Raw genomic sequence first — 26,247 nt, forward strand, 5'->3', positions numbered from 1 at the left:
ACAAGACGTGCCTACCGTTGAGGGGATCTTCGGGGGCGCTACCGGCGTCCGATCCCATCCCCCGCGAGGAGCCCTCCGTGAGCACGGAATCCCCCTCCCGGAAGCGGCGTGCGCCTCTGGGCCGTGACTTCAACCGGTTCTGGGTCGGGAGCCTGTCCAGCAACCTGGCCGACGGCATCATGCTCGTGGCCCTGCCCATGCTGGCCGCCGCCCTGACCAACGATCCCGTCCTGGTGTCGGGGCTCATGGCCGCCCGGTTCCTGCCGTGGCTGCTGGTGGGCCTGCTCGCCGGCGCGCTCGCCGACCGTCTGGACCGGGGCCGGGTGCTGGTGGTGGCCAACCTCGTCCGCGCGGGCGCTCTGGTGGTCCTCGCCGCCTTGGTCGCGGCGGGTCTGGCCACGATCTGGACGCTGTACGCCGTGATGTTCGTGGTCATGGTGTGCGAGGTCTTCTACGACGTGACCGGGCGGGCGATCCTGCCGGCCCTGGCCCCGCGCGCCCTCGACCGGGCCAACAGCCGGCTGGTGGGCGGCAAGACGGTCACCGAGGACTTCGCGGGTGCGCCGCTGGCGGGGTTCCTGTTCGTCATCGCGGCGGCGCTGCCGATCGCGCTCAACGCCGGGGCCTACTTCCTGGGGGCGCTGGTGCTGCTGGGGCTGCCGTTGGCGGTGCGCCGGCCCGACGCGGGCGCGCGGCCTGCCACGGAGCCGGAGGGACCTCCCGACACGGACGGGGACGCGGCCCGACCGTCGGTCATGGCCGACATCCGCACGGGCCTGAGCTACCTGCTGGGCCACCCCACCCTGCGCTCGGTCCTGTTGTTCAACGTCGTCCTCAACATGGCTTCCGTGGCGCAGGGCGGGGTTCTGGTGCTCATCGTCCAGGAGCACTTCGGTGTGCCCGAGGCGTTCTACGGGGTGTTCCTGATGTCGGTGGCGGCCGGAGCACTGGTGGGGGCGGTGCTGGCCGGCCCGGCCGTGGAGCGGCTCGGACGGTTCCGGACCGAGTTGATCTGCTTCAGCCTCATGACGGCGAGCTACTTCGCCTTCGGCCTGGCCCCGGGCGCCGTCACCGCCGCCCTGGCCTTCGGCACACGCGCGGTCGCCTCGACCGTCTCCAACATCGTCGTGGTCGGGGCGATCCAGCTCGTGGTGCCCGGGACCCACCTGGGGCGGGTCATGTCGCTCGTGCAGATCACGGGCGCGGGTCTGGCGCCGATCGGTGCGCTCTTGGGCGGCCTGCTCGGCCGGGTCGAGCTGTACTACGTGCCGATCGCCTCCGGAGCGGCCGTGCTCGCGGCCTTCCTGCCGACGATCCCCGCGATCCGGCGGCTGACCCGCCACGCCGACGACGTCGAACGCGACGCAGGCGTGGACCACACATGACGCCGTGCGGCGGTCCGCCGAAAATTTCTCGGCAGTGTGTCGATCCGGGCGTTCCCCGTTCGACGACCGGGTGAGAGCGGGGGACGGTCCCCCGCGCGGACACGTGAAGGACACACGCCATGCGTTACCTGATGACCATCATGAGTGACCCGCAGGAGGAAGCCGCCGGGGAGTACGAGGCCCCGCCGGAGGTCTACGAGAAGATGGCCGACTTCAACGAGAAGATGGTCACCGCCGGGGTACTGGTCACCGGCGAGGGCCTGGCCCCCACCTCCGAGGGCGTCGAAGTGCTCTTCCACGACGGGCACGCTGACGTGACCGACGGCCCCTTCACCGAGGCCAAGGAGTTCATCGCCGGGTACTGGATCCTCGATGTGGCCTCACGGGAAGAAGCGGTCGAGTGGGCCCGGCGTTGCCCGCATCCGCCGGAGGGCGAGCTCAAGCTACAGCTGCGGCGGATCGCCGAACTCGACGACTTCGACGAGATGCCCGAGGACCTCAAGGAGCGTGAACGCAAGCTGCGCGCACAAGGGTACTGACCCGAGCTTGCGCGGTGTGACCTTCGGTGCTGTCATGGTGCCGTGGGTCACACTGATGTGCGCGGTGCGGTGGAATCGGTCTGGCGGGACGAATCGGCCCGCCTCGTCGCCGCGCTCACCCGCATGGTCGGTGACGTCGGCACTGCCGAGGAGGTCGCCCAGGACGCCCTCGTCAGTGCCCTCGAGACCTGGCCCCGGGAGGGCACACCCCGCAACCCCGCTGCTTGGCTCACCACCGTCGCAAAACGCCGCATCGTCGACCGGTGGCGGCGCGATGCCCGCTTCCGCGACCGCCTCACCGAACTCGGCCGTGAAGCCGCCGTCCACGAAGGGCAGAACGACCTCGACGCGGTCGAGGAGGACTACGGTGACGACCTCCTGCGCCTGGTGTTCGTCTGCTGTCACCCCGTCCTTCCGGTCGCCTCACGGGTGGCCCTGACCCTGCGCCTGCTCGGCGGGCTCACCACCGGCGAGGTCGCACGCGCCTTCCTCCTGCCCGAGGCCACCGTCGCCCAGCGCATCGTGCGTGCCAAACGCTCACTGCGCGAGAAAGAGGTGCGGTTCGAGGTCCCCTCCGGTCCCGACCGCGACGGTCGGCTGTCCTCCGTACTCGCCGTGGTCCACCTCGTCTTCAACGAGGGCTACGTCGCCACCACCGGGCCCGACTGGATGCGGCCCGAACTCGCCGAGGAGGCCCTGCGGCTCGGGCGGGTGCTGGCGCGGCTCATGCCGCACGAACCCGAGGTCAACGGGCTCCTCGCCCTCATGGAACTGCACGCCTCCCGCTTCCGGGCCCGGCGCGGACCCGACGGAACCCCCGTCCCCTTGGAGGAACAGGACCGCACCCGCTGGGACCACCGCCTCATCGCGCGCGGTCTGGCCACCCTGGAACGCTCCCTGCCCGTCGACCCGCGCCTGCCCTGCGGGCCCTACGTGCTCCAGGCCGCCATCGCCGCCGAACACGCCCGCGCCCGTCGCACCGAGGACACCGACTGGAGCGCCATAGTCGACCTCTACACCGCTCTCGTACGCGCCACCCGTTCCCCCGTCGTCGAACTCAACAGGGCCGTCGCGGTGTCCATGGACCGCGGCCCGCGCGGTGCGTTGGCGATCGTCGACGCCCTCGCCGACGAACCCTCCATGGAGCGGTACCCGCTGTTCTTCGCCGTGCGCGGCGACCTTCTCGCACGCCTCGGGTACGGCCCTCGAGCACGGGCCGAATTCGAGCACGCCGCCGCGCTCACCGGCAACGACGGCGAGCGCGCGCTCCTGCAGCGCCGCGCCCGCGCGTGCGTCCCGGTCTCCGAAGCGTGAAGGGACGGGGGCGACTTCCTCCGGCCCGTGGAGCAAGCCGCCCCGAACTTTCCGGCGGACCGGGCCGTCAGACGGGATGGAGTACCCCCTGACTCTGGAGATCCCCCCATGTACCAGCCCGGACCTTCGGACGGCCCTTACCATCACCGCTACCCCGATCGCTCAGCAGGCGACAGCAGCCCTGGCCTCGCGTTGGCTTTCGCCATCGGGACCCTGATCCTGTGCAACCTCATCGGTGGTGTCCTCGGTATCGTTTTCGCCGCGGTGGCCATGGCGCAGCACGACGGGGAGGACCAGGACCGCTTCGTCAAGTACGCCTGGATCGGCATCTTCGTCGGTTGGGCCCTGTCCCTGCTGGGGATCGCCCTCATCTGAGACCGGTCGGGCACGCACGCGGGGCCGGGCGCTGCGCGCCCGGCCCCGTTCGTCGCTCCGGTCCGGCTCAGGGCGTGAGCTCGGGTTCCTCCGCCTTGCGGCTGGCGACCACGAGTTCGTTCTTGCCGTCATCGACGTCGACGACGACCCCGTCGCCCTCGGTCAGCTCACCGGAGAGCAGCTCCTTGGCGAGCGGGTCGCCGATGGAGGACTGCACCAGCCGGCGCAGCGGCCGGGCACCGTAGTTCGGGTCGTAACCGGTCAGCGCCAGCCACTCGCGGGCAGCGTCGGTCACCTCCAGGGACAGGCGCCGGTCGCCCAGACGCTTGCCGAGCTTCTGGATCTGCAGGTCGACGATGTGGGTGAGATCCGCCGTCGACAGCGCCTCGAACATGAGCACGTCGTCGAGCCGGTTCAGGAACTCCGGCTTGAAGGTCGCCCGCACCACGTCCATGACCCGGTCGCGCCGGGCGGACTCCTCCACGGACCGGTCCACGAGGAACTGCGACCCCAGGTTCGAGGTCAGGATCAGGATCGTGTTGCGAAAGTCCACGTTGCGGCCCTGGCCGTCGGTCAACCGCCCGTCGTCGAGCACCTGCAGCAGGGTGTCGAAGACCTCCAGGTGGGCCTTCTCCACCTCGTCGAGCAGTACGACGGTGTAGGGGCGGCGGCGCACCGCCTCGGTGAGCTGGCCGCCTTCCTCGTACCCGACGTAACCGGGCGGGGCACCGACCAGGCGCGAGACGGAGTGCTTCTCGGAGTACTCGCTCATGTCGATACGCACGATGGCGCGCTCGTCGTCGAACAGGAACTCCGCCAGCGCCTTGGCCAGTTCGGTCTTGCCGACACCGGTCGGGCCCAGGAACAGGAACGAGCCGGTGGGCCGGTCGGGGTCGGAGATCCCGGCACGGGCCCGGCGTACCGCGTCCGAGACGGCGGTGACGGCCTCGCGCTGGCCGATCAGGCGATGCCCGAGCTCCTCCTCCATCCGCAGCAGCTTGGAGGTCTCGCCCTCCATGAGCCGCCCGACGGGGATCCCCGTCCAGGAAGAGACGACGTCGGCGACCTCGTCCGCACCGACCTCCTCCTTGACCATGGTGTCGCCGTCGCGTTCGGTCACGGCCTCCTCGGCACGGCTGGCCGCCTCGACCTGCTGTTCCAGCTCGGGGATCTCCCCATACATCAGACGGGAGGCCTCACCGAAATTGCCCTCGCGCTCGGCCAGCTCGGCGCGGGTACGCAAGTCGTCCAGGCGCCCCTTGAGCTCACCGACCTTGTTGAGGCCCTCCTTCTCCTGCTCCCACCGGGCGACCAACCCGTTGAGCCGCTCCTCCCTGTCGGCGAGGTCGGCGCGCAGGCGCTCCAGGCGCTGCACACTGGCCGGGTCCGACTCCTTGGCGAGCGCCATCTCCTCCATCTTCAGACGGTCGACGATGCGCTGGAGCTCGTCGATCTCCACGGGGCTGGAGTCGATCTCCATGCGCAGCCGCGAGGCCGCCTCGTCGATGAGGTCGATGGCCTTGTCCGGCAGGAAACGGGCGGTGATGTAGCGGTCCGACAGGGTCGCTGCGGCCACCAGGGCGGAGTCGGCGATCTGCACCTTGTGGTGCGCCTCGTAGCGTCCCTTGAGCCCGCGCAGGATCGCGATGGTGTCGGCGGAGGAGGGTTCACCCACCATGACCTGCTGGAACCGGCGTTCCAGGGCGGCGTCCTTCTCGATCTTCTCCCGGTACTCGTTCAGCGTGGTCGCACCGACCATGCGCAGCTCACCGCGGGCCAGCATGGGCTTGAGCATGTTGCCGGCGTCCATGGCGCCCTCGGCGGCACCGGCACCGACCATGGTGTGCAGCTCGTCGATGAAGGTGATGACCTGGCCCTCGGAGTCCTTGATCTCCTGCAGGACCGCCTTGAGCCGCTCCTCGAACTCACCCCGGTACTTGGCGCCCGCGACCATCGCGGACAGGTCCAGGCTGACCAGGCGCTTGCCGAGCAGCGACTGCGGCACGTCGCCGGCGACGATGCGCTGTGCCAGGCCCTCGACGACGGCGGTCTTGCCGACACCGGGCTCACCGATGAGCACCGGATTGTTCTTCGTGCGGCGGCTGAGCACCTGCACGACGCGGCGGATCTCCCCGTCGCGGCCGATGACCGGGTCGATCTTGCCCTCGCGGGCGCGTTCGGTCAGGTCGACCCCGAACTTCTCCAGGGACTGGTAGGTGTCCTCGGGGTTCTCCGACGTCACCCGGCCTTTGCCGCGCACCTGCTCGAAGGCCTCCAGGAGCGAGTCGGGGGTCGCCCCGGCCTCTCCCAACAGGCGGGAGGCCTCACCGCCGTCCGCGGCCAGCCCCACCAGCAGGTGTTCGGTGGAGACGTACTCGTCCTCCATCTGCTGGGCGCGCTGGGCCGCGGTGTTGATGACGATGGTCAACTGGCGCGACGCACTGGGCGAGCCCACCGTCGAACCCTGGGCCTTGGGCAGCGCGGTCACGGCCGCGTCGGTCCGGTCCTTGAGACCGTCGGGGTCGGCCCCGACCTCCTTGAGCAGCGGGCGTGTGATCCCCTCGGCCTGTTCCAGCAGGGCAGCCAGCAGGTGCACCGGCTCGGTCTGCGGATTGCCGTCGGTGGTCGCGCGCCGAATCGCCACCGACAGAGCCTCCTGGCTCTTCTGGGTGAGCTTGTAGTTCATGGGCGGTGACTCCCTTCGCAAATAAGGTCACATGAAGTGATGAATCGCGGCCGACCGCGCCACATGAACACCCATGGCGGAGACACCTCGGGCCTAGCCCCGGTCGTCCTCCGGGCGGTTCCTCCCGGGTCCGTCCGCCCCTTCGTCGTGGCCCGGGCCGTCCCCGGGCTGCTCGGCGGTGTTGAAAATGGTCACACGGGTGCGGCGCACCAGTTCCCCCCGGGGGGAACCGGGCTCCGACCGCGGCGGGCGCCCCCTACGGGACACCGCGCGGCGCGCCGCTTCCAGTTCGTTGGCGAGGTGGAAGACGTGCTCGCGCAGTTCCTCCGCCTCACGTTCCAGTTCCAGGATCCGCTTGATCCCGGCCAGGTTGACGCCTTCCTCCTGCGACAGACGCGCCACTTGACGCAACATCTGCACGTCACGCATGGAGTAGCGGCGGCCCCGGCCGGACGCGCGGCCGGGCGAGACGATCCCCAGTCGGTCGTACTGCCGCAGTGTCTGCGGATGCATCCCGGCCAGCTCGGCCGCCACCGAGATCACATAGACCGGTGCGTCAGCACCGAAGGAAGGATCGTTCACGTCATTCACGCACCCTTCGCCCGCGATTCGAGCCCGTCCCGCGGGTCGTAGTCGGAGGTCGCGGCGCGGAACTTCTCGAGCGCCTCGCGCGCGTCGCCGTTGAGTGTCTGCGGCACCTTGACCTCGAACGTGACGATCATGTCTCCGGGGGTGCCGTCCTTGCGGGTGGCGCCCTTTCCGCGGACCCGCAGCTTACGCCCGTTCTGCGTACCCGGCGGGACCTTCACCGTCACCGGAAAACCGGTGACGGTGGGCACCCGTACCTCCGCACCCAACGCGGCCTCCGGAACGGTGACGGGGACGGTGAGGGTGATGTTGTCGCCGTGCCGGCCGAACACCGCGTGCTCCTTCACATGAACGACGACGTAGAGGTCACCGGCCGGGCCGCCGTTCTCACCCGGGGCACCCTTGGCCTTGAGCCGGATCCTCTGCCCGTCGTGCACGCCGCCGGGGATCCGTGTCTGGATCGTGTGTGTGCTCTTGCCGCGGCCGCTGCCGCTGCAGATGGGGCAGGGGTCGTCCACGACCAGGCCCCGGCCGCGGCACTCGTCGCACGGCTCCGAGAGGGAGAAACCCCCCAGGTTCTGGTTCGCGTGCCCGGTGCCCGAGCACTTCGGGCACATGCGCGGTGCGGTCCCGGTCTTGGCGCCGGTGCCCTTGCAGGTCGCACACGGCGTCTCGCCGGCCAGCTGGAAGGAGCGCGTCGCCCCTTCCGCGGCCTCGCGGAAGCTCAGTGTCGTCTCGGTCTCGATGTCGGAACCCCGTCGGCTGCGCGTGGCGCTGCCGGTCCGGCTGCGGTTGCCGAACAGGCCCCCGAACAGGTCGCTGAGGCGTTCGCCCCCGCCACCGGTCCGGCTGCCCCCGGTCGAGGTGCCGAACAGGTCGCTCATGTCGAACCCGCCCGGCCCGGTGCCCCCGCCGCCGGGGTTGTAACTGCCGCCGCCGAAGAGCGAACGCGCCTCGTCGTACTCCTTGCGGCGCTTCTCGTCCGACAGGACGTTGTAGGCCTCGGAGATCTCCTTGAAACGCTCCGCGGCCTGGGGATCATCGGAATTGGCGTCGGGGTGGTTCTCCCTGGCCAGCTTGCGGTAGGACTGCTTGATCTCGTCCTTCGAGGCGGTCTTTGAGACTCCGAGGACCTTGTAGTAGTCCTTCTCCAGGTAGTCCTTGGTGCTCATCGACTAAAGCCTTCTCCCGCTGGTGCCGGTTGCGTCCGATGGTTCCACGCCGCCCCGACCGCCAGTCGGCCGGGGCCGGTCCCCGGCCGGGAAACGCAGTGGTGTCCCGGCCGGGGACCTCCTCTACTTGTTGTCGTCGGCCTCGTCGTCCCCGGGACCGGAGGGGGTCTCACCCTCCGAGCCCGCGGATCCCTCGGCCTCCTCGCCCTCCGGGGCCTCTTCCTGAGGTTCGCCCACGACCACACGGGCCGGGCGCAGGACCTTCTCCCCGATGCGGTACCCGGGCTGGAACACCTCGATGACCGTCTGGACCGAGATGTTGGGGACCGGCACCAGTGTGAGCGCCTCGTGGACGTTCGGGTCGAACTCGTCGCCCTGCTCGGCGTACCTCTCCAGGCCCAGCTTGGTCGCGGTGGTCTCCAGGGACTCCCCGACCGCCTTGAAACCGCCGCTGAGCTCGCCGTGCTCGCGGGCACGACCGATGTCGTCCAGGATCGGCAGGAGCTCCCCGACCACCTTGGCGGTGGCCGCATCACGGACCGCCACCCGGTCGCGCTCGACGCGCTTACGGTAGTTGGCGTACTCCGCCTGCACCCTCTTGATGTCGTTGGTGAGCTCGACGACCCGCTCGTCCGCGTTGATCGCCTCGGAGACGAGGTCCTCGGGGGTGTCCGGGACCTCGGGTGCCTCTTCGGCGTCTTCCTCGGCGGCGGTCTCCTCGTCGGCCCCGGCCCCCTCGGGCACCTGGTCCTCGGGGACATGCTCTGCGGTGTCGGGCTCGCGGATCTCGCCGGTCTCCGGGTCGACCCTCCGGTTGTCCCGGATCACAGGTCCCTCGGTCTCCTCACCGTTGTCGCCGGTGCCGGAGTTGTTGTTGTCGGACTGCGCCATCTGGGATCTGCCCTCCCTTCTTCGGCTCGATCCCGGATCAGGACTGGTTGCCCTTGCCGTTTTCCTCGTCGACGATCTCGGCGTCCACGACGTCGGAGTCCTCGTTGGTGGACTCCTGGGCACCGGCCTGGTCGGCACCGGCGGCGTCGCCGCCCTGCTCACTCTGGCTGTAGATGGCCGAGCCGATCTTCTGGCTGGCCAGCGCGACCTTCTCGCTGGCGGTACGGATCGCCTCGGTGTCGGTGCCCTCCAGAGCGGTCTTCAGCTCGGCGATGGCCGACTCGGTCTCGGAACGGACGTCGTCGGGGACCTTGTCCTCGTTCTCGGAGATGACCTTCTCGGTCTGGTGGACGAGCGACTCGGCGTTGTTGCGGACCTCGGCCTCTTCGCGGCGCTTGCGGTCCTCCTCCGCGTACTCCTCGGCCTCGTGGACCATCTTGTCGATGTCCTCCTTGGACATCGCCGAACCACCGGAGATGGTGACCGACTGCTCCTTGCCGGTGCCGAGGTCCTTCGCGGTGACGCTGACGATGCCGTTGGCGTCGATGTCGAAGGTGACCTCGATCTGCGGGACGCCGCGCGGCGCCGGGGGCAGACCGGAGAGGTCGAACACGCCCAGCTTCTTGTTGTACTGGGCGATCTCGCGCTCACCCTGGAAGACCTGGATCTGCACGGAGGGCTGGTTGTCCTCGGCGGTGCTGAAGATCTCGGAGCGCTTGGTGGGGATGGTGGTGTTGCGCTCGATGAGCTTGGTGAACACACCGCCCTTGGTCTCGATGCCCAGGGACAGCGGGGTGACGTCCAGCAGCAGGACGTCCTTGACCTCGCCCTTGAGCACACCGGCCTGCAGTGCGGCACCGATGGAGACGACCTCGTCGGGGTTGACGCCCTTGTTGGGCTCCTTGCCGGTCATCTCCTTGACCAGCTCGGCCACGGCCGGCATGCGGGTGGAGCCACCCACCATGACGACGTGCTCGATGTTGCTGAGCTGGATGCCGGCGTCCTTGATGACCTGCTGGAACGGGGCCTTGGTGCGCTCGACCAGGTCGGTGGTCAGACGCTGGAACTCGGCGCGGGTGAGCTTCTCGTCCATGTGCAGCGGGCCCTCGGACGAAGCCGTGATGTAGGGCAGGTTGATCTGCGACTCGCTGGAGCTGGAGAGCTCGATCTTGCTCTTCTCCGCGGCCTCACGCAGACGCTGCAGGGCCATCTTGTCCTTGGACAGGTCGACGCCCTGGGCGTTCTTGAAGCGCTCGACCAGCCAGTCGACGATGGCCTGGTCCCAGTCGTCACCACCGAGGCGGTTGTCGCCGTTGGTCGCCTTGACCTCCACGACGCCGTCGCCGACCTCGAGGAGGGAGACGTCGAAGGTGCCGCCACCGAGGTCGTAGACCAGGATGGTGGCCTCGTCCTCCTTCTCCAGGTGGTAAGCGAGCGCGGCCGAGGTCGGCTCGTTGATGATGCGCAGGACGTTCATGCCCGCGATCGTGCCGGCCTCCTTGGTGGCCTGGCGCTGGGCGTCGCTGAAGTAGGCGGGGACGGTGATGACCGCGTCGGTGACCTCTTCGCCCAGGTAGGCCTCGGCGTCCCGCTTGAGCTTCTGCAGCACGAAGGCGCTGATCTGCTGCGGGTTGAAGTCCTTCTCGTCGATCTTGACGGACCAGTCGGTGCCGATGTGGCGCTTCACCGAGCGGATGGTCCGGTCGACGTTGGTGACGGCCTGGCGCTTGGCCACCTCACCCACGAGCACCTCGCCGTTCTTGGCGAAGGCGACGACGGACGGGGTGGTGCGCGAGCCCTCGGCGTTGGTGATGACCGTCGGCTCGCCGCCCTCCAGGACCGCGACACACGAGTTCGTCGTACCGAGGTCGATTCCGACCGCACGTGCCATGGTTGGTTCCTCCGTGAAAGTTGAGTCCTTCAGACGTAAGTTTGCTTCGTCGGGTGAGGGTTGTCAAATCAGTTGAGTCAAGGGGACTCAAGGCAGTTCCTGCGGCGTGACAACGGACGGTCGAGCTCGATTGTTCCCGACTCGTGCTGCCCTGCGGAGGAAGGTTGCAGAATCCCGGGGCAACCCCGGGACAACCTCGAGTCCGGTGTCGGGGTGGCTTCCGGGGGTGCTCCGGGAAGCCCCGGAGCCGCAGGCGGTCGAGGGGCGGACGGCCGGGGGTGAAGGGGTGGGAGCAGGTCCGGTGCGTGCGTGGCGCGTGCTTGCGCAAGGGGAGGGGTGTCATGGTGCCGCTTCGGCGGGCCCGCGTGATTCTGTGGCGCGGACGATGACTAGCGTTGGCGGACAGCGAGTGCGGTTCGGTTTCCGCGGCCGGACCGTGGGACGGGCGGTGTGGTAGAGGATCCGTTGGCGCCTACGCTATTACTCGCTAGTAACATGGATCCGGCCTCCGGTGTGTGGCGCACCGGTTGACGACAGCAGGATGGGAGGCCACGGACGATGCAGCCTTTGTACTTGACATTGGGCATCATCACCTCGGTCTTCGCCGTGGTCGCGCTCGCCGCGTTCGCTCTGAGCATCCGCCAGATCGTGCGCACCGTGGGCATCGGCCGTCCGGTGGAGCCGGAGCGCAAGGGACCGTTCGGACAACGGTTGACGACCACGCTCATCGAGACCATCGGTCACACACGGATGCTCAAGCGCCCGTGGATCGGCATCGCGCACTGGTTCGTCATGGTCTCGTTCCCGCTTCTCGTCCTGACTGTGGTCGAGGCGCAGGGCGAGGTCTTCGACCCGCACTTCTCGCTGCCGATCATCTACGACTGGACGATCTACGGCCTGGCCATCGAGATCATCGCAGGCACCAGCCTCGTCGGCATCCTCGGGCTGACCGCGTACCGGCTCATCAACAGCCCCGCGCGACGCGGCCGCAAGTCCCGTTTCATGCACTCCAAGCACTGGACCGCCTACTACGTCGAGGCCTACATCATCGGCCTCCTCATCTCGGTCTTCGCGATCCGCGGCTTCAAGGTCGCCTCCGAGACCTTCCCGTTCCCGGTCTGGGCGACCCCGATCTCGCACGCCTTCGGCGCTGTGCTGCCCGGTGAGCTGTCGGTCGCCGAGCCCGGTATCGCAGCAGTGGCCGCCTTCAAGCTGATCATCAGCTACATGTTCTTCTTGGTCCTGGCCATGAAGCTGACCATGGGTGTGGGCTGGCACCGCTTCCTCGCGCCGGTCAACATCTACTTCAAGCGCAACCAGGACGGCAGCCCGGCCCACGGCGGCGCCAAGCAGATGATGGACGCCTCCGGCAAGAAGCCCCTCGACTTCGAGGAGGCCGACCCCGACGAGGATCCGTTCGGCGCGGGCAAGATCGAGGACTTCACCTGGAAGGGCCTGCTCGACTTCAGCAGCTGCACCGAGTGCGGACGCTGCCAGGACCAGTGCCCCGCCTGGAACACCGGCAAGCCGCTCTCCCCGAAGAAGGTCATCCTCGACCTCCAACAGCACGCCTACGAGAAGGCCCCGTACCTGCTCCAGGGCATCACCGAGGAGACCATCGCCGAGCAGCCCGACGAGAGCCACTCCGGGGTCGACGTCCTCTCCCTCCTCAACAAGCCGCTCGTCGGCACCGAGGAGGAAGGCGGTGTCATCCACCCCGACGAGCTGTGGGCCTGCACCAACTGTGGTGCGTGCGTCGAGCAGTGCCCGGTCGACATCGAGCACATCGACCACATCCTCGACATGCGCCGCTACCAGGTCATGGTCGAGTCCAACTTCCCCTCCGAGGCCAACACTCTCCTGAAGAACCTGGAGAACAAGGCCAACCCGTGGGGGATGGCCGAGGAACGGCGCATGGACTGGATCCAGGAGCTGGCCGAGCAGGAGGACCCGGTCGAGGTCACGGTCGTCGACGAGAAGATGCCCGAGGACACCGAGTACCTGTTCTGGGTCGGTTGCGCCGGCGCCCTCGAGGACCGCGCGAAGAAGACCACCAAGGCCATCGCGGAGCTCCTCGACATCGCGGGCGTGAAGTTCGCGGTCATGGGCGGTATGGAGGCGTGCACCGGTGACCCGGCCCGCCGCCTCGGTATGGAGTACGTCTTCCAGATGCTCGCGCAGCAGAACGTGGAGACACTCAACGACGCCGGGGTCACCAAGATCGTGGCCAGCTGCCCGCACTGCTTCAACACGCTCGCCAACGAGTACCCCGACCTCGGCGGTACCTACGAGGTCGTCCACCACAGCCAGCTCCTCGCCAAGCTCGTGGACGAGGGCAAGCTGACCCCCGTGGACTCGGTCGAGGAGAACATCACCTACCACGACCCCTGCTTCCTGGGGCGCCACAACAAGGTGTACACACCCCCGCGCGACATCATGGCGAAGGTCCCCGGCGTCAAGACGCAGGAGATGCACCGCCACAAGGAACGCGGCTTCTGCTGCGGCGCCGGCGGCGCCCGCATGTGGATGGAGGAGCGGATCGGCAAGCGCATCAACACCGAGCGGGTGGACGAGGCGCTGACCACCAACCCCGACACCGTCTCCACCGCCTGCCCGTTCTGCCAGGTGATGCTGGGCGACGCGATCAACGAGAAGAAGTCCGCGGGCGAGGCCGCGGAGTCGCTCGAGGTCGTGGACGTGTCCCAGCTGCTGCTGCGCTCGGTCAAGGGCGAGGACCCGGCCGCGGGCGGCGGCGAGAAGGAGACCGCCGAAGCCTGACGCGTGCGCTCGCGCAGCCGCCCGCACGGCCGCGTGAGCGGCAGGCCCCAGGGGTCGGGTACCGCATTCTTGCCGGGTACCCGGCCCCTTCGCCGTGCGTGGGGCGGTGGTCTCGGTCGAAGAGGCCGTCGACGTGTCGGGCTGTGGCGGAGCGGATGATCCAGGTGCGCAGGGCGTGGATGTCGGTGCAGGTCTCGATGCGTTTCCCGGCTGTGCCGGTGATGGTGACACCGCGTTCGGCGAGCGGGCCCAGGAGGGAACGGACCGCCTCTTCCCCCGGCCTTCCTCCCGGCCGAGACCGGCGTGCTTTCGGGGGAAGCCGCTCTGCCACTCGTGGGTACCCACGGCCACGGTGTGAACTCGGGGCCGACAGTTTCGCCGAGGGCTGTCTGCGTGGATCGATGGGATGACATCTGTCATGGGCGGTTCCGGGTGAAAAGCACGGCGAGCCGGTGACACCGGTGTCTACCGCCGGGGGCCGGTTCCGGCGAGGCTGGAACCATGACGACGACGAACCCCGTTCCCGAGACCGACACCCCCCGGGCCACCACCCCCGAACCGGCAGTGGTCGTGCAGGACCTGCACCAGAAGTACGGCGACTTCGAGGCGGTCAAGGGCGTCTCCTTCGAGATCCGTCCCGGAGAGCTCTTCGGCCTCCTCGGCACCAACGGCGCCGGCAAGACCACCACGATCGAGACCTTGGAGGGCTTCCGTCGGCCGAGCTCGGGCAGCGTGCGGGTCTTCGGCCGGGATCCCTACGGCAATCCGCCCGGGGTACGCGAGCGCGTCAACGCGGTCCTGCAGGGCAGCGGCCTCATGGAGGACCTGACCGTCCAGGAGAGCGTCGCTCTCGCCCGCGACCTGGCGTCCACGCCGCGGACCTGCGAGGAGACCCTCGGACTGGTCGGGCTCACCGAGAAGACCAAGACCTACGTCCGCCAGCTCTCCGGCGGCCAGAAGCGCCGTCTCGACCTGGGCCTGGCGTTGCTGACCCGCCCCGAGGTGATCTACCTCGACGAGCCGACCACCGGCATGGATGCCGAGGGCCGCATCGACACCTGGCGCATCATCCAACAGCTCAAGGACGAGGGAACGGCGGTCCTGCTCACCACCCACTACCTCGAGGAGGCCGAGCGCCTCGCCGACCGGCTCGCGATCATGCACCGGGGCCGGGTCGGGGTCGAGGGCTCCCTCCAGGAGGTCCTTGCCGGATGGGGCGACCGCATCGGGTTCACGCTGCCCGCCGACGTGCCCACCTCCGACCTGCCCCGCATCGAGGGGGCCGAACTCGAGGTCGAGAACGGCGACCGGCAGCTGCGGGCCACCTACACCGTCAAGGGCGGCGACGTCGAGGAGCGGGCCCACCACACGGTCGCGGACCTGTTGGCCTGGGCAGGGGAGAACGGAACGCTCCTGCGCAACCTCCAGGTGCGCGGCGCCTCCCTGGAGGACGTCTTCCTCCAGGTCGCCGACGGTGCCGCCGACCTCGTGAGTGACTGATCGAACCCGCAACCGAACCGCCCACCGGACCCACAGGAGTCACCATGTCCACGACCACCGCACCCCCTGCGCCGACCCGCCCCCGGGTGAGCGCCGCCAAGCAGACCCTGCGCCTGACCCGCACAGAGGTCATCCTCTTCGCGCGCTACAAGACGGCGTGGATGTACCTGGCGCTGCCGCTGTTCTTCGCCTTCATGTCCCTGCAGTTCCCCGGCGACCCCGTCGTCGCGGGCCTCGGCACGGGCGAGTTGATGATGCTCGGCATGACCGGTGTCATCAGCCTCATCATCGGCCTCGGCCACGCCTCGAACGTGTTCACCGCCCGACGTGAGTCCCTGGTCCTCAAGCGGCTGCGGGTCAGCGGGGTGCCGGCGGTGGCGATCTTCGGCGGTGTCATCGGGGTCGTGTTCGCCTTCTCCCTGCTCCTGGCGGCCGTCATCATCGGCCTGGTCATGGCCATTTCGGAAGGAGGCTTCCCGCGTGACCCGCTGATGCTGGTCACCGCGATCCTGCTCGGCAGCCTCGTCTTCTCGCTCCTGGGCCTGGCCGTCACCCCGCTGGTGCGCAACGCCGAGATGGCGCAGATGGCCGCCATGGTCCCGATGATGATCCTGCTGTTCGCCAGCGGCGGCATCCTGCCGTTGGAGTTCCTGCCCGAGACCGCCCGCACGGTCGTGGGTCTGCTGCCCGCTCTCCCCGCCGGCGAGCTCGTCCAGGCCGCCTACACCGGGTACGACGTCTTCGGCGGGTTCGAGGGTGCCACGGAGCAGAGCGTGCTCGGCCTGTGGGGATCTGCCCTGCCCTCCCTGGCCGTCCTCGTGGGTTGGATCGTCGTGCTGAGCCTGGTCGTGGCACGCTTCTTCCGGTGGGACCCCCGGCAGGGGTGAACCCCACGGTCCGACGACGACAGGGGAGACACGGGTGGCACGGGACCGAAACGACCTCACGGGGGTCGTCACCGAGCGCCGCAAGGCCCGCAAGCTCCACTTCGTGCGTGTGGTCATCGCCGCATCGTCGTGCGTGCTGGTTCTGCCGCTGGTGATGTCGGCGGTGATGGAGATGCTGGTGGGGCCACCCGAGCGCCGCTGGATCTCGGCGGCGCTCGTCGCGGCGGCCCTGCTGGCGTCGTCCCTGCTGCTGTGGATGCTCTTCGGGCGGGTGCGCCTGGGAGAGCCGCGCCGGGTCTCGCCGTGGTCGTACTGGGGCGCGACGGTCCTGGTGGCGGTGGTGGTGTCGACGTCGATGACCCCGCTCTTCGGGATCCTCGTCCTGGGTGGTTGGGTCGGCGTCGCGGTCTTCATCGGTCCCCGCTCGTGGGGGTGGTGGCTGCTCGCATGGAGCCTCGCGCTGTCTTCCGTGTTGTCGGTACGGGCCCTGCAACAGGGGATCGCCCCGATCGCCCTCGCGTCCGTGTGGGCCCTCGTGGTGCTGTGGTCGCTGTTCCTGGCGGGGGCGGTACTCATCTACGTCCGTCTCTGGGACATCACCAACGAAGCCCTCCTCGAACAACGCGCCCGCGCCCGCCTGGCGGTGTCGGAGGAGCGGTTGCGCTTCTCCCGGGACATGCACGGCCTGCTCGGACACAACCTCTCCGCGCTCGTGGTCAAGTCCGAACTCGCCGAACGGGTCCTGGACCGCGATCCGGCCCGCGCTGCGGACGAGATGGCGCAGGTGCAGAGTCTGGCCCGCCGGTCCCTGCAGCAGGTGCGGGCGGCGGTGCGCGGTTACCGCGAGATCGACCTGTCCCACGAGGTCGAGGAAGTGCGCGCGGCGTTGGCGGCCAACGGCACCCGCACCGAGGTGAGCGGGGTCCCGGAGAGCGGTCTGCCGACCGGCACGGCGGCATCGGCGGCGCGGGTGGTGCGCGAGGGCGGAGCCAACGTACTGCGCCACAGCGAGGCCGACGAGTGCCGCATCACCTTCACCCGTGCCGGAGGGGACGGGCGGGACGCACTCGTCGTGGAGATCGCCAACGACCGTGCTCGGGGCCGTGCCCAGAGCGGCGGCGGTGGCCTGGACGGGTTGTCCGAACAGCTCGCGGCGGCCGGAGGGGCGTTGACGGCCCGGCCCACCCCGGACGGCGGGTTTCTGCTGCGGGCCACCGTCCCCTGGTCCGTGGAAGGCCCGGACCGGCCCGTCGAGAGCGGGGAGGACCTGTGAACGGGATCGGCGAAGGCGCCGCCGAGGGTGGGAGCGCGGGCCGCGCCCACGGGAGCGGGGCGGCCGGGGACCACGGGGCACGCGCGGCCCCGACCGACCGCCGCCTGCGCAGCATGCGGGTCCTGACCCTGTGGTCGATCGTCGTCCTCCAGGCGACCATCGTCTTCGTCGGGATCCCGGAGTCGGTCCTCTACATGGCGGAGTACCCGTGGCGCACGTCCGCGGCCTCGGTACTGCTCCTGCCGATGATCGTGTCGACGTACCCGCTGTGCATGACGCGGCTGGAACGCCGCGAGGCCCCTTCACCGTGGTGGTACCGGGGCTCCCTGGGCTGCCTGGTGGCGATGACCGCGGTCACCGTCTCGCCGGTCCTGCCCCTGTACATGGCCGCGCTCTGGGGTGCCACGTGTGTGTTCGTGGTATCGATGCGGAAGGCGGTACCGATCGTCCTGTCCGTGGCGGCCCTGCCCTGGATCGGGCTGCTCACGGTCCCCGACCCTCCCCACATCGCGCCCTTCGCGTTGACCTGGGCGGGTGCCGTGTTCTTCGGCGGTGTGGTCATCGCCGGATGGCTCATGGAGCTCTGGCTGTGGGAGACCGTGCACGAGGTCGTGTACGGGGAGGACGCGCGGTCGCGGCTCGCGGTCACCGAGGAGCGGCTGCGGTTCGCCCGGGACATGCACGACCTGCTCGGCCACAGCCTTTCCGCGTTGGCGACCAAGTCCGAGCTCGCCTCCCGTCTGGCCGAACGGGCCCCCGAACGTGCGGCCGTGGAGATCGCGCAGGTGCGGGCCCTGGCCCGGGAGTCGCTCGCGCAGGTGCGGTCGGCGGTACGCGGCTACCAAGAGGCCGACCTGGCCGAGGAGATCGAGAACGTGCGCGGGGTGCTCGCGGCCGGCGGCGTCCGTGTCCGGGTCGACGGCCTCGACAGGGTCGCCCCTTCACACGAGGCCGCGGAGTTGGCGGCGTGGGTGGTGCGCGAGGGAGGGACCAACGTGCTGCGCCACAGCGACGCGACCGAGTGCCGGATCACCTTCACGCGGGCGCGCAGCTCCATGGTCGGTCCGGGCACGTTGGTCGTGGAGATCACCAACGACCGTGCCCGTCCTGGCGCTGAGACGGGGGTGCCGGCGGGCAGCGGGCTGGCCGGTCTGCGCGAGCGGGTGTCCTTGGGTGGGGGCACCCTGTCGGCTTCTCCCACCCGGGACGGTGGATTCCTGATGCGCGCGGTCGTGCCCGACTGAGACCGGGCCGCCCGCTGAGCCCCGGCCCACGGGCCGGGGCGGGCGGCCGGCCGGGGCCGCCGGTGCCCCGCGGGGCACCGGCCTCAGAGCACTCCGACGGAGTTCAGCGCGGCGTCGACCGCGGCCGAGGCCTCCGTCCCGCCGTCGGTGTTGAGACCCAGGACGAACGCGCCGTGCGAGTCGTCCATCTTCACCAGCACGAGCCGGCCGTAGGGGTCCTCGTCCGTGGGGGAACCGACCGAGGCGCCGAACGCGGGATGGCCGTCGACCTCCTCCGTGCCGGAGGGCGCGGCTTCGGGCGTCCCGCCCCCGGTGACGAACGTGCCGACGGTATCGGTGGCCAAACGCAGACCGGTCTCCTCCAGGGTCTCCGTCCCGTCGAACCGCTGGGATCCGGTGACGATGAAGGAGTCGGGGTCCTCGACCGATCCGAGTACCACGTAGGAGGAATACTCCTGGGGCACCTCGTCGTCGCCGAGGCGTTCCCATCCGCCGTCGGGCAGCTCGTAGGCCACACCGCTACCGGGGTCGGCGACGGTGCCCTCGGGGGCAGGGGAGTCGTCGCTGGGCTCGGAGCCGGACACGGGGGCCTCGGCCTCCTCAGCGCCCGAGGTGAGCTCCGAGTCGGGGCCGCCGGAGGACAGGAACCAGACCAGGCCGCCTGCGGTGACCAGTAGGAACAGGAAAGTCGCCACGAGGGCGACGGTGAACGTGACGCGCTTGGCGGAGTCGGGCTCTCCGGTGCCGCGGTGCCGGGGAGGACCGCCGGGCCGGGTGGCCGGATGGGTCGACTCGTCGGAGCGTGCGTTCATGGGTCGACTCCTGACAGGGGGATAGACGCCGTTCATCGGGACCGTGGTCCCGGATTGGCAATACCCATGTCCGGAGTGGCGACAAGCGGGCCGGCGGTGGCCGGATCAGGCCGATTTCGTGAAAATACGGTTGAACAGCAGAAAACCGTGTCGGGGTTGCTCGGAGGGCGGTTCCGGGGCGTCCTCACCCACCCCGAGGGCCTGGTCGAGCTCGTCGGGGCTGAGGGGGCGGTCGGTGCGGGCGGCGGCGATGAGGACCTCGGCGTAGAGCTCGATCTCGTCCAGGGCGACACCGTCGTGGAGCACCGCGGAGGCACGTGTGTATGCGTCGGTGGAGAATCGCACGGACACGCACCTCCCGAGGACGACGGTGCCGCGCGCGGACCGAGGGCAGGGAGCACGGGCACGGACGAGGGACCGTACCCATGGGGCACGGCGTCTCCAGGCTAGGCCGTGGGGCTCGCCCGGCACATGGCCCGGGAGGACCAGTGCCGGACCTCACCCGGGTTGACCAGTACGCCGTGGAGGCAGTGCTTCCGGGCCGTGCTTCAGAGCCAGGTGACGCTTCGGTGGCGCCGGGCGAGCCCGGCGTAGTGGGTCGGAGTGTGCTCCAGGACGAGGTGGTCGTTCTCGTTCAGCTCGCGCACGGCCTTTCCGGGGACCCCCGCCCACAGGGTGTCGGGCGGAACGACCTTGCCGGGCGGGACGAGGGCGCCGGCGGCCACCAGGGCCCCCTTCCCGACGCGTGCGCCGCCGAGGACGGTCGCGCCGATACCGATGAGCGCGCCTTCCTCCACGACAGCGCCGTGCACCATCGCCTGGTGGCCCAGGCTCACGCCGTCGTGCAGGATCGCGGGTTCGCCGGGATCGGAATGCATCCCGCACTGGTCCTGGATGTTGACGCGCTCCCCGACGACGATGTCCTCGCTGTCGGCGCGCAGCACGCACCCGTACCAGACACTGCTGTGGGCGCCCAGGCGTACGCGTCCGACGACGACCGCGCCGGGTGCGACCCAGGCGGTGGGGTCGATCTCGGGACTGCCGAACTCGGCCTCGCCGATGTACGCACCGGGGTGGGGATGTGTGTCCTTGCCCATCGCCTGGTCCTCTCCAACGTCGTGCGGACGCGTTTTGTCGTTCCCGTGAGGTGTGGGGTGAACGAGAAGTTGACCACTCGGACCCCACACGGGGATGATCGCGCATACCTTAGTAAGAAGGTGACCAGGGGCCGCACGCCGGTGTACCCCTCCGGGACATTGACGCGGCGTCGCAGAGCGTGCCTACCTTGGTCACGGCGGACGGTTCTCACGACGCGGCGCCCCGGACGAGGCCTGTGCCCCCCACAGAACCGACGGGACGCGGGAATAACAGGGACATTCGGCTCCGGATCTCCCACAGCCGGACCTCGTGGGTGGTCCCTGGACAATTGGGTACGGGGCAGCTCTCACCTTCTGCGACGTGCAGTCGAAACGGTGTTAGGACATGAAGGGCACATGAGCGATATGTTGCCGGGCGGCGGACTGCAACAAGACAGGTTCCCGACGGTGCGCAAGGGCGGCTACGACAAGGCGCACGTCGACGACTACTACGTCCGAATGGACAACCAGTTCAAGGATCTCCGCGAGCGCCTGCAGCGGATGGACGAGGAACTGGAGCAGTACAAGCGAGAGCTCGCGAGCGCGCGTGAGAAGGCTCAGACCAAGCCGGAACACGAGCAGATAAGCGAGCGCATGGCGGAGATCCTGCGCATCGCCGAGGAAGAGGCCAAGGAGCGCCGCTCCCGGGTCGAGTCCGAGGTCGAAGAGGCCGAGAAGAAGGCCAAGGGCGAGATCTCCGAGTACCGCAAGGAGGCCGAGGAGCACGCAGAGCGCATCGTCTCCTCCGCGCGCGAAGAGGCCAACGGTATGGTCTCCGGCGCGAAGAAGGAGGCCGAGCAGCTGCGGGCCCAGGCCAAGCAGGACGGCGACCGCCGTTTGAGCGAGGCCGAGGCGCGGGCGAAGAAGATCCACGACACGGCCGACCGCCGTCTCGCCACCCTCACGGCCACGCACGCCGAGGCGCTGCGCCGGCTCAAGGACATGCACTCCACCCTGGCCGACCTGGTGACAGCCGAGGACGAGGCGGGTGCGCTGGAGACCGGGCTCTCCCGTGAGGAGACGCCCGTGGTGCCCGAGGCTGCCGGTCCGGCGAAGCCCGCGGAGGCCGGGCAGGGCCAGGGCAAGAAGGGCACCGAGGGCGGCGAGAAGGCCAAGACCGACAAGCCCGCCGAGGCTGCCGGTCCCGCGAAGCCCGCGGAGAACGACAAGCCCGCCGAGTCCGAGGAGAAGGGCGGAAAGGCCGCAGGCGGGCAGCAGGGCCTGGAGCCCACCGCGAAGCTGTCTCCGGTTCCGGAGGAGCCCGACGAGGCCACTGTGCGCATCAAGCCTGCCCAGAAGCCCGAGGAGGGCAAGGACGAGCAGAGCGGTGACGCCGAGGGGCCGCAGGCGCCCTCGGGGCCGCCGCAGGGCGCGCGCTTCGACGCCCCCGCACCGGAGAGCACAGAGCAGCAGGGCCAGGGTGGCCAGGACAGCGGTGCCCCGGGCGTCACCGGCATCTACCGCCAGCCGGAGAGCCGGCAGACGGCCGAGCCGCAGGCGGGGCCCCGGGGGGGCCCCCCGNGCGCCCCGCAGACCGCGTCCCCGTCGGGCCCGCAATCGGATGGCCCGCAGCCGCCCACGGGCGACGAGGGTGTCCGCGTGATCCGCAAGGATTAGGTCGTGTTTTTTGAATCATTCCGGGCTCGCATCCACCAGGCTGCCTCTCGCTGCGTCTCTGCGCTCGTGAAGCACAACCAGGCTGACCTTCGCACATCGTCTTGCGAGAGATTGCCTGGGCGGCCGCTCGCTGATCCGAAAGCCTTCTAAAAAACACTCCCTAGCCACCGGTCCCCCACGGGGACGGAGGCCGATGTCGGGGGTGGGGTCCGGTGGGCCCCACCCCCGACATGTGTCCGACCGGGCCCGGAGAACCGTTTCCGAACGGGACTCTCGCACGTGTGCCGGGGAACGGCCCAGGGACGAGGCCGTCCTTGCGCGCGGGCCCCGTGCTCGTTCTGGGCACGCGGGGTGCACGTGGCCGGACGGTGCGTGGCCTCGTGCGTCCGTGTGCACGCGGGTCACGGGAAGCGCTGCGCGGGCGGTGATTTGTGGGGTGATGTGGGGTCCCGTCCTTGTTGTCGCAGCTGTGGGCTACGATGCCGACAGCCATGATGATTCGTGCGGCCATCCGGTCCGACCTCGGAGCGATCCTGCGCCTCCTCCGAGAACTCGGCGACGCCACTGATACGCAGGGCGCACAGGTGCGCATGTCGTCCGCGGCCGTGCGCGCCTGGACCCGGATGGAGAACGACCCCGACCGCACCGTCCTGGTGGCCGAGGAACGCGGCCAGATCATCGGCACCCTCGACCTCGTCGTGGTCGCCAACCTCACCCACGACGCACAGCCCTGGGCGATCGTCGACAACCTCGTCGTGGAACCCGAGGCCCGCGGCGCCGGTATCGGCCGAGCCCTCATGGAGGACGCCGTCGAGCGCGCCACACAGGCCGGGTGTTACAAGGCCGAGCTGCTCTCCCACGATTCCCGGGGCGGCGCCCACGCCTTCTACCGTGCCCTCGGCTTCGACAACTCCGCCGAAGGGTTCCGCCGGTACCTCTGACGAGCCGGCCGCGCGCGGCCCGTCGGCCCCGCTCCACGAGTCCTCGCGTGCGGTGGACCTGCCCCGTCCAGCACGGGTGCCTAGCGTTGGCCGTCGAATGGGTACCTCTCGCCAGGTTCCGGTATGCGGTCACCGTCTGTTGGTGTCAACCTGGAGACCTGAAAGCCAGATCGCGGCCACCGAGGGGTGTGCAGATGGACCATCCGGACGAGACCGGGGGCGGCACCGGCCCCGCCCGGGGCCGCGAGGCGACGCGTGCGCGGATCCTCGCCAGTGCCAAGGAGCTCTTCACCAACGAGGGCTACGGCTCGGTCTCCTCACGCAAGATCGCGGCGCACGCAGGCGTCAACGTCGCACTCATCAACCGCTACTTCGGTGCCAAACGCGGGCTGCTCACCGAGCTCCTGCGCGAGGACGGCGTCTACCCGGGGCTCATCGAGGAAGGTCCGCACGACCAGTTGACCCGGCGTCTGGCCGAGCACACCGTCAGCCGCCTGCACGGCGAGGGCACCGCGCTGCAACGGGCCCTGGACGACTCGGCCGGCGACCCCGACCTGCGCTCGGTCTACCAGGGGCGCATCACCTCGGCGATGATCGAGCCGCTCGCGGCCTACCTGGGCGGTCCGGAGCAGCGGGCACACGCGCTGCTCATGTCCTCGGTGGTGCTCGGTATCGCCCGTGTGCGTCTGGTCGAGGGCGCAGGGGCGCTGTGTGCGATGGAGCGGGAGACCATCACCCGCAGGGTCCAGGATCTGCTGGAGCTGTGCCTGAAGGACTTCGAGGACGGCGACGCGGCCTGAGCGGCGCGCGCCGCCGTCCGGGAACTCACGCCCCAGGTGTCACGCGGTGCCCTTGATCGTGGTGATGACGGTGACGATCAGGCCGACCGCGGGGATGATGGCCGACCAGTACTGCATGGGGACGAAGAAGAACGTGTGCCTGTTGCGGTACACGACGGGTTCTCCGGTCTTGGGGTGGTATCCCTGCTCGGGCTTGTTGAGTTTGCGGCCGAGCAGGAAGATCGCGGCGGCGGCGGCCAGGGCTCCGACCAGTGCACCGCCGCCTCCGGTGCCGACACCGAAGAGTTCCTCGGTGAGCAGTCCGACACCGCCGGCGCCGAGAGCCATGAACAGGGGGACGAGGATGCCCCAGCCGGTCCAGATGATCATTGCGTCGTGCCTCTTCTGCTGTGCTCGTTGTTACGGGGGAACACAGCGTGTGACACCCGGGGCACGCGCTTTGTTTCGGACATCTCCCGGATATTTGAAGAGGGCCTGCCCCAACCGGAAAAGGGCAGCTCGCATGGGTGGGGCCGGTCCGGGGTAGGGCTTGGACGGTCCCGGACCGGCCTCGGTCCGCTCGGCGCGACGCTCAGTCGCGGAGCTTGGCTGTGACGTCGATCTCCACGAGGATGTTGGCCAGGTCGGAGCCCACAGTGGTGCGTACCGGGTAGGGGGCGCTGAAGTGCTCCTCGTAGACGGCGTCGAACTCCATGAAGTCCGCCTTGAGGTTCTCCAGGTGCACGGTCGTCTTGACGACGTCGTCGAGGGTCAGGCCGCGCTCGGCCAGGACGGCGGAGATGTTGGCCAGAACCTGCGTGGTCTGCTCACCGACGCTGGGCGCGATGGCCCCGTCCACGGGGTCCTGGGGCCCGAACCCGGACGTGAACAGGAAACCGCCCGCCACGACCCCCTGGCTGTAGGCGCCCGCGGGTGCGGGGGCCCGGTCGGTACGGACCGCATTCTCGGTCATGGGGACACTCCTTCTTCAGCGGGCCTGGCTCCGGCCCTTCCCGGCACTATCACTGACAACGAAGCTCTCCATTTTTGTGCTCCACACGTCTCTTGGGCCACACCGACACTTCCGTGTGTCGGCGCCGAACGGAGGAACAGTGCAGTCCGAGACCGTGCTCACCGGCGGACTCGTCGTCGACGGCACGGGCGCATCCGCCCGCCGCGCCGACCTCGTCCTGCGCAACGGGCGCATCACCCACGTTGCCGCACCGGGCCGGACCGGTACCACCACCGGAACCATCGTCGACGTCGGCGGGCTGGCCGTCGCTCCCGGCTTCATCGACATGCACGCCCACTCCGACCTCGCGATCCTGGCCGACCCCGACCACAGCGCCAAGGTCGCGCAAGGGGTCACCCTGGAGGTCCTCGGCCAGGACGGGCTCGGGTACGCGCCCGTCACCGACACCACCGCCGACGAACTCTTCGAACGCCTCACCGGTTGGAACGGCAGCCCCGACCTGGAACGCGACTGGCGCGGCATCGGCGCCTACCTCGACCGCGTCGACGAGGGCGCCCCCGTCAACGCCGCCGTTCTCGTCCCGCACGGCAACGTCCGGATGGCCGTGGTCGGCAACGCCGACCGTTCCGCCACCCGCCTCGAACTCGACCGCATGTGCGGCATGGTCGCCCGCGGCATGTCCGAGGGCGCTCACGGCCTCTCCAGCGGCCTCACCTACACACCGGGCATGTACGCCACCGACGACGAGATCGTCGCGCTCCTGGCACCCGTGCGCGAGGTCGGCGGGTACTACTGCCCGCACCACCGCAACTACGGTTCGCGGATCGTGGAGTCCTATCAGGAGTGCCTGGACGTGGCCCGCCACGCCCAGGTGTCCTTGCACCTGGCCCACTGCCACGTGAACTTCCCCCGGAACCGGGGCCGTGCGCCCGAGGTCCTGGACGCCATAGACGAGGCCACCGTCCGTTACGGCCTCGACGTCACCCTCGACAGCTATCCCTACGGCCCCAGCGCCACCCACCTGGGGGCGCCGCTGCCGAGCTGGGCGCAGGCCGGGGGCACCGAACTGACCCTGAAACGTCTGCGCGACCCCGCCATCCGCGCCCGCATCCTTCACGAGATCGAGGTCGAGGGCACCGACGGCAACCACGGCATCCCCTTGGACTGGGAGAGCATCGTGGTCACCGGTGTCACCGCGCCCCACCTCTCTTGGGCCGTGGGCTCCTCGGTCGCCGACCTGGCCCGCGGGCACGGCTGCCGTCCCGCCGAGCTCTACGCCGACCTGCTCGTGGCCGACCGTCTGCGCAGCGGGTGCCTGCTCAAGGTCGGCAACGAGGAGAACATCCGTACGATCATGCGGCACGGCGCACACACCGGGGGCAGCGACGGCATCCTCGTGGGTGCCCGGCCCCACCCGCGCGGTTGGGGTACCTTCCCCCGTTACCTCGGCCACTACGTGCGCGAAC

23 protein-coding genes are annotated in these 26,247 nt (G+C 69.6%); 13 read left to right on the forward strand and 10 right to left on the reverse strand.

Annotation, left to right across the window (positions count from 1 at the left end):
* Nucleotides 1-77 precede the first annotated feature (77 nt).
* From D473_RS0111325 to D473_RS0111340, 4 genes are all read left to right on the forward strand, one after another.
* A complete protein-coding gene (locus D473_RS0111325) occupies nt 78-1,385 on the forward strand; it encodes an MFS transporter (RefSeq protein ID WP_017609184.1) in 1,308 nt (435 codons plus the stop codon).
* A gap of 119 nt (nt 1,386-1,504) precedes the next feature.
* Nucleotides 1,505-1,924, forward strand: coding sequence for a YciI family protein (locus D473_RS0111330; RefSeq protein ID WP_017609185.1), 420 nt, complete (start codon nt 1,505-1,507; stop codon nt 1,922-1,924).
* Nucleotides 1,925-1,966: 42 nt separating this feature from the next.
* Nucleotides 1,967-3,238 carry an RNA polymerase sigma factor gene (locus tag D473_RS0111335; protein WP_026126847.1) on the forward strand — a complete coding sequence of 424 codons (1,272 nt, stop codon included), beginning with the start codon at nt 1,967-1,969 and terminating at the stop codon, nt 3,236-3,238.
* Between the two features lie 108 nt (nt 3,239-3,346).
* A complete protein-coding gene (locus D473_RS0111340; RefSeq protein WP_083917976.1) occupies nt 3,347-3,613 on the forward strand; it encodes a hypothetical protein in 267 nt (88 codons plus the stop codon).
* A gap of 67 nt (nt 3,614-3,680) precedes the next feature.
* On the opposite strand, the gene clpB is transcribed toward D473_RS0111340, so the two are convergent.
* The 5 genes from clpB to dnaK form a co-directional block, all read right to left on the reverse strand.
* Nucleotides 3,681-6,299: an ATP-dependent chaperone ClpB gene (gene clpB, locus D473_RS0111345; RefSeq protein ID WP_017609188.1), complete on the reverse strand. Its 2,619-nt coding sequence runs from the start codon at nt 6,297-6,299 to the stop codon at nt 3,681-3,683.
* A 93-nt stretch (nt 6,300-6,392) separates the two neighbouring features.
* Nucleotides 6,393-6,890 carry a heat shock protein transcriptional repressor HspR gene (locus D473_RS0111350; protein WP_017609189.1) on the reverse strand — a complete coding sequence of 166 codons (498 nt, stop codon included), beginning with the start codon at nt 6,888-6,890 and terminating at the stop codon, nt 6,393-6,395.
* On the reverse strand, nt 6,887-8,059 hold the full coding sequence (gene dnaJ, locus D473_RS0111355) for a molecular chaperone DnaJ (protein WP_017609190.1): 1,173 nt from the start codon (nt 8,057-8,059) through the stop codon (nt 6,887-6,889). Before dnaJ ends, D473_RS0111350 begins: the two co-directional genes overlap by 4 nt.
* Before the next feature lie 123 nt (nt 8,060-8,182).
* On the reverse strand, nt 8,183-8,950 hold the full coding sequence (grpE, locus tag D473_RS0111360) for a nucleotide exchange factor GrpE (protein ID WP_017609191.1): 768 nt from the start codon (nt 8,948-8,950) through the stop codon (nt 8,183-8,185).
* A 37-nt stretch (nt 8,951-8,987) separates the two neighbouring features.
* Nucleotides 8,988-10,841, reverse strand: coding sequence for a molecular chaperone DnaK (gene dnaK / locus D473_RS0111365; RefSeq protein WP_017609192.1), 1,854 nt, complete (start codon nt 10,839-10,841; stop codon nt 8,988-8,990).
* Nucleotides 10,842-11,399: 558 nt separating this feature from the next.
* On the opposite strand from dnaK, the gene D473_RS0111370 reads away from it, so the two are divergent.
* The 5 genes from D473_RS0111370 to D473_RS0111390 all read left to right on the forward strand — a co-directional run bounded on the left by D473_RS0111370 (nt 11,400) and on the right by D473_RS0111390 (nt 18,523).
* Nucleotides 11,400-13,619, forward strand: a complete 2,220-nt coding sequence (locus tag D473_RS0111370; protein ID WP_026126848.1) for a (Fe-S)-binding protein — start codon at nt 11,400-11,402, stop codon at nt 13,617-13,619.
* A gap of 501 nt (nt 13,620-14,120) precedes the next feature.
* Nucleotides 14,121-15,119, forward strand: coding sequence for an ABC transporter ATP-binding protein (locus tag D473_RS0111375; protein WP_017609194.1), 999 nt, complete (start codon nt 14,121-14,123; stop codon nt 15,117-15,119).
* A 44-nt stretch (nt 15,120-15,163) separates the two neighbouring features.
* On the forward strand, nt 15,164-16,006 hold the full coding sequence (locus D473_RS0111380; protein ID WP_026126849.1) for an ABC transporter permease: 843 nt from the start codon (nt 15,164-15,166) through the stop codon (nt 16,004-16,006).
* Nucleotides 16,007-16,040: 34 nt separating this feature from the next.
* Complete coding sequence (locus D473_RS0111385; protein ID WP_017609196.1) at nt 16,041-17,279, forward strand: histidine kinase; 1,239 nt, start codon at nt 16,041-16,043, stop codon at nt 17,277-17,279.
* Nucleotides 17,276-18,523: a sensor histidine kinase gene (locus D473_RS0111390; RefSeq protein ID WP_017609197.1), complete on the forward strand. Its 1,248-nt coding sequence runs from the start codon at nt 17,276-17,278 to the stop codon at nt 18,521-18,523. Before D473_RS0111385 ends, D473_RS0111390 begins: the two co-directional genes overlap by 4 nt.
* A gap of 83 nt (nt 18,524-18,606) precedes the next feature.
* On the opposite strand, the gene D473_RS0111395 is transcribed toward D473_RS0111390, so the two are convergent.
* The 3 genes from D473_RS0111395 to D473_RS0111405 form a co-directional block, all read right to left on the reverse strand.
* The gene (locus D473_RS0111395; protein WP_017609198.1) at nt 18,607-19,335 is read right to left on the reverse strand and encodes a hypothetical protein; all 729 of its coding nucleotides are present in this window, start codon (nt 19,333-19,335) and stop codon (nt 18,607-18,609) included.
* 105 nt (nt 19,336-19,440) lie between these two features.
* Nucleotides 19,441-19,686, reverse strand: a complete 246-nt coding sequence (locus D473_RS0111400) for a hypothetical protein (RefSeq protein WP_017609199.1) — start codon at nt 19,684-19,686, stop codon at nt 19,441-19,443.
* Nucleotides 19,687-19,883: 197 nt separating this feature from the next.
* Nucleotides 19,884-20,432 (reverse strand): gamma carbonic anhydrase family protein, encoded by a 549-nt coding sequence (locus D473_RS0111405; RefSeq protein WP_017609200.1) that lies wholly within the window; start codon nt 20,430-20,432, stop codon nt 19,884-19,886.
* 405 nt (nt 20,433-20,837) lie between these two features.
* Between D473_RS0111405 and D473_RS0111410 the strand changes: the two genes are divergently transcribed.
* The 3 genes from D473_RS0111410 (at nt 20,838) to D473_RS0111420 (ending at nt 23,829) form a co-directional block, all read left to right on the forward strand.
* Entirely contained in the window at nt 20,838-22,088 is a 1,251-nt protein-coding gene (locus D473_RS0111410) for a hypothetical protein (protein WP_017609201.1), read from the forward strand.
* 491 nt (nt 22,089-22,579) lie between these two features.
* On the forward strand, nt 22,580-23,029 hold the full coding sequence (locus D473_RS0111415) for a GNAT family N-acetyltransferase (RefSeq protein WP_017609202.1): 450 nt from the start codon (nt 22,580-22,582) through the stop codon (nt 23,027-23,029).
* 194 nt (nt 23,030-23,223) lie between these two features.
* Nucleotides 23,224-23,829, forward strand: coding sequence for a TetR/AcrR family transcriptional regulator (locus D473_RS0111420; protein ID WP_017609203.1), 606 nt, complete (start codon nt 23,224-23,226; stop codon nt 23,827-23,829).
* A gap of 39 nt (nt 23,830-23,868) precedes the next feature.
* Here the strand turns inward: D473_RS0111420 and D473_RS0111425 are convergent, their stop codons facing one another.
* On the reverse strand, nt 23,869-24,198 hold the full coding sequence (locus tag D473_RS0111425) for a hypothetical protein (protein WP_017609204.1): 330 nt from the start codon (nt 24,196-24,198) through the stop codon (nt 23,869-23,871).
* Nucleotides 24,199-24,400: 202 nt separating this feature from the next.
* Nucleotides 24,401-24,781 (reverse strand): RidA family protein, encoded by a 381-nt coding sequence (locus D473_RS0111430; RefSeq protein WP_017609205.1) that lies wholly within the window; start codon nt 24,779-24,781, stop codon nt 24,401-24,403.
* A gap of 139 nt (nt 24,782-24,920) precedes the next feature.
* Here D473_RS0111430 and D473_RS0111435 point away from each other — a divergent pair.
* Nucleotides 24,921-26,247: N-acyl-D-amino-acid deacylase family protein (locus tag D473_RS0111435; RefSeq protein ID WP_017609206.1), on the forward strand; the 1,327-nt coding region annotated here is incomplete at its 3' end.

Origin of the sequence: Nocardiopsis xinjiangensis YIM 90004 (assembly GCF_000341145.1) — a bacterium.
Classification (GTDB): domain Bacteria; phylum Actinomycetota; class Actinomycetes; order Streptosporangiales; family Streptosporangiaceae; genus Nocardiopsis; species Nocardiopsis xinjiangensis.

Coding starts and splice junctions, on each gene's coding strand:
- dnaK (WP_017609192.1), bottom strand. CDS start 10,841: ATGGCACGTGCGGTCGGAATCGACCTCGGTACGACGAACTCGTGTGTC.
- D473_RS0111405 (WP_017609200.1), bottom strand. CDS start 20,432: ATGGGCAAGGACACACATCCCCACCCCGGTGCGTACATCGGCGAGGCC.
- D473_RS0111425 (WP_017609204.1), bottom strand. CDS start 24,198: ATGATCATCTGGACCGGCTGGGGCATCCTCGTCCCCCTGTTCATGGCT.
- grpE (WP_017609191.1), bottom strand. CDS start 8,950: ATGGCGCAGTCCGACAACAACAACTCCGGCACCGGCGACAACGGTGAG.
- clpB (WP_017609188.1), bottom strand. CDS start 6,299: ATGAACTACAAGCTCACCCAGAAGAGCCAGGAGGCTCTGTCGGTGGCG.
- D473_RS0111330 (WP_017609185.1), top strand. CDS start 1,505: ATGCGTTACCTGATGACCATCATGAGTGACCCGCAGGAGGAAGCCGCC.
- dnaJ (WP_017609190.1), bottom strand. CDS start 8,059: ATGAGCACCAAGGACTACCTGGAGAAGGACTACTACAAGGTCCTCGGA.
- D473_RS0111420 (WP_017609203.1), top strand. CDS start 23,224: ATGGACCATCCGGACGAGACCGGGGGCGGCACCGGCCCCGCCCGGGGC.
- D473_RS0111430 (WP_017609205.1), bottom strand. CDS start 24,781: ATGACCGAGAATGCGGTCCGTACCGACCGGGCCCCCGCACCCGCGGGC.
- D473_RS0111340 (WP_083917976.1), top strand. CDS start 3,347: ATGTACCAGCCCGGACCTTCGGACGGCCCTTACCATCACCGCTACCCC.
- D473_RS0111375 (WP_017609194.1), top strand. CDS start 14,121: ATGACGACGACGAACCCCGTTCCCGAGACCGACACCCCCCGGGCCACC.
- D473_RS0111415 (WP_017609202.1), top strand. CDS start 22,580: ATGATGATTCGTGCGGCCATCCGGTCCGACCTCGGAGCGATCCTGCGC.
- D473_RS0111395 (WP_017609198.1), bottom strand. CDS start 19,335: ATGAACGCACGCTCCGACGAGTCGACCCATCCGGCCACCCGGCCCGGC.
- D473_RS0111370 (WP_026126848.1), top strand. CDS start 11,400: ATGCAGCCTTTGTACTTGACATTGGGCATCATCACCTCGGTCTTCGCC.
- D473_RS0111380 (WP_026126849.1), top strand. CDS start 15,164: ATGTCCACGACCACCGCACCCCCTGCGCCGACCCGCCCCCGGGTGAGC.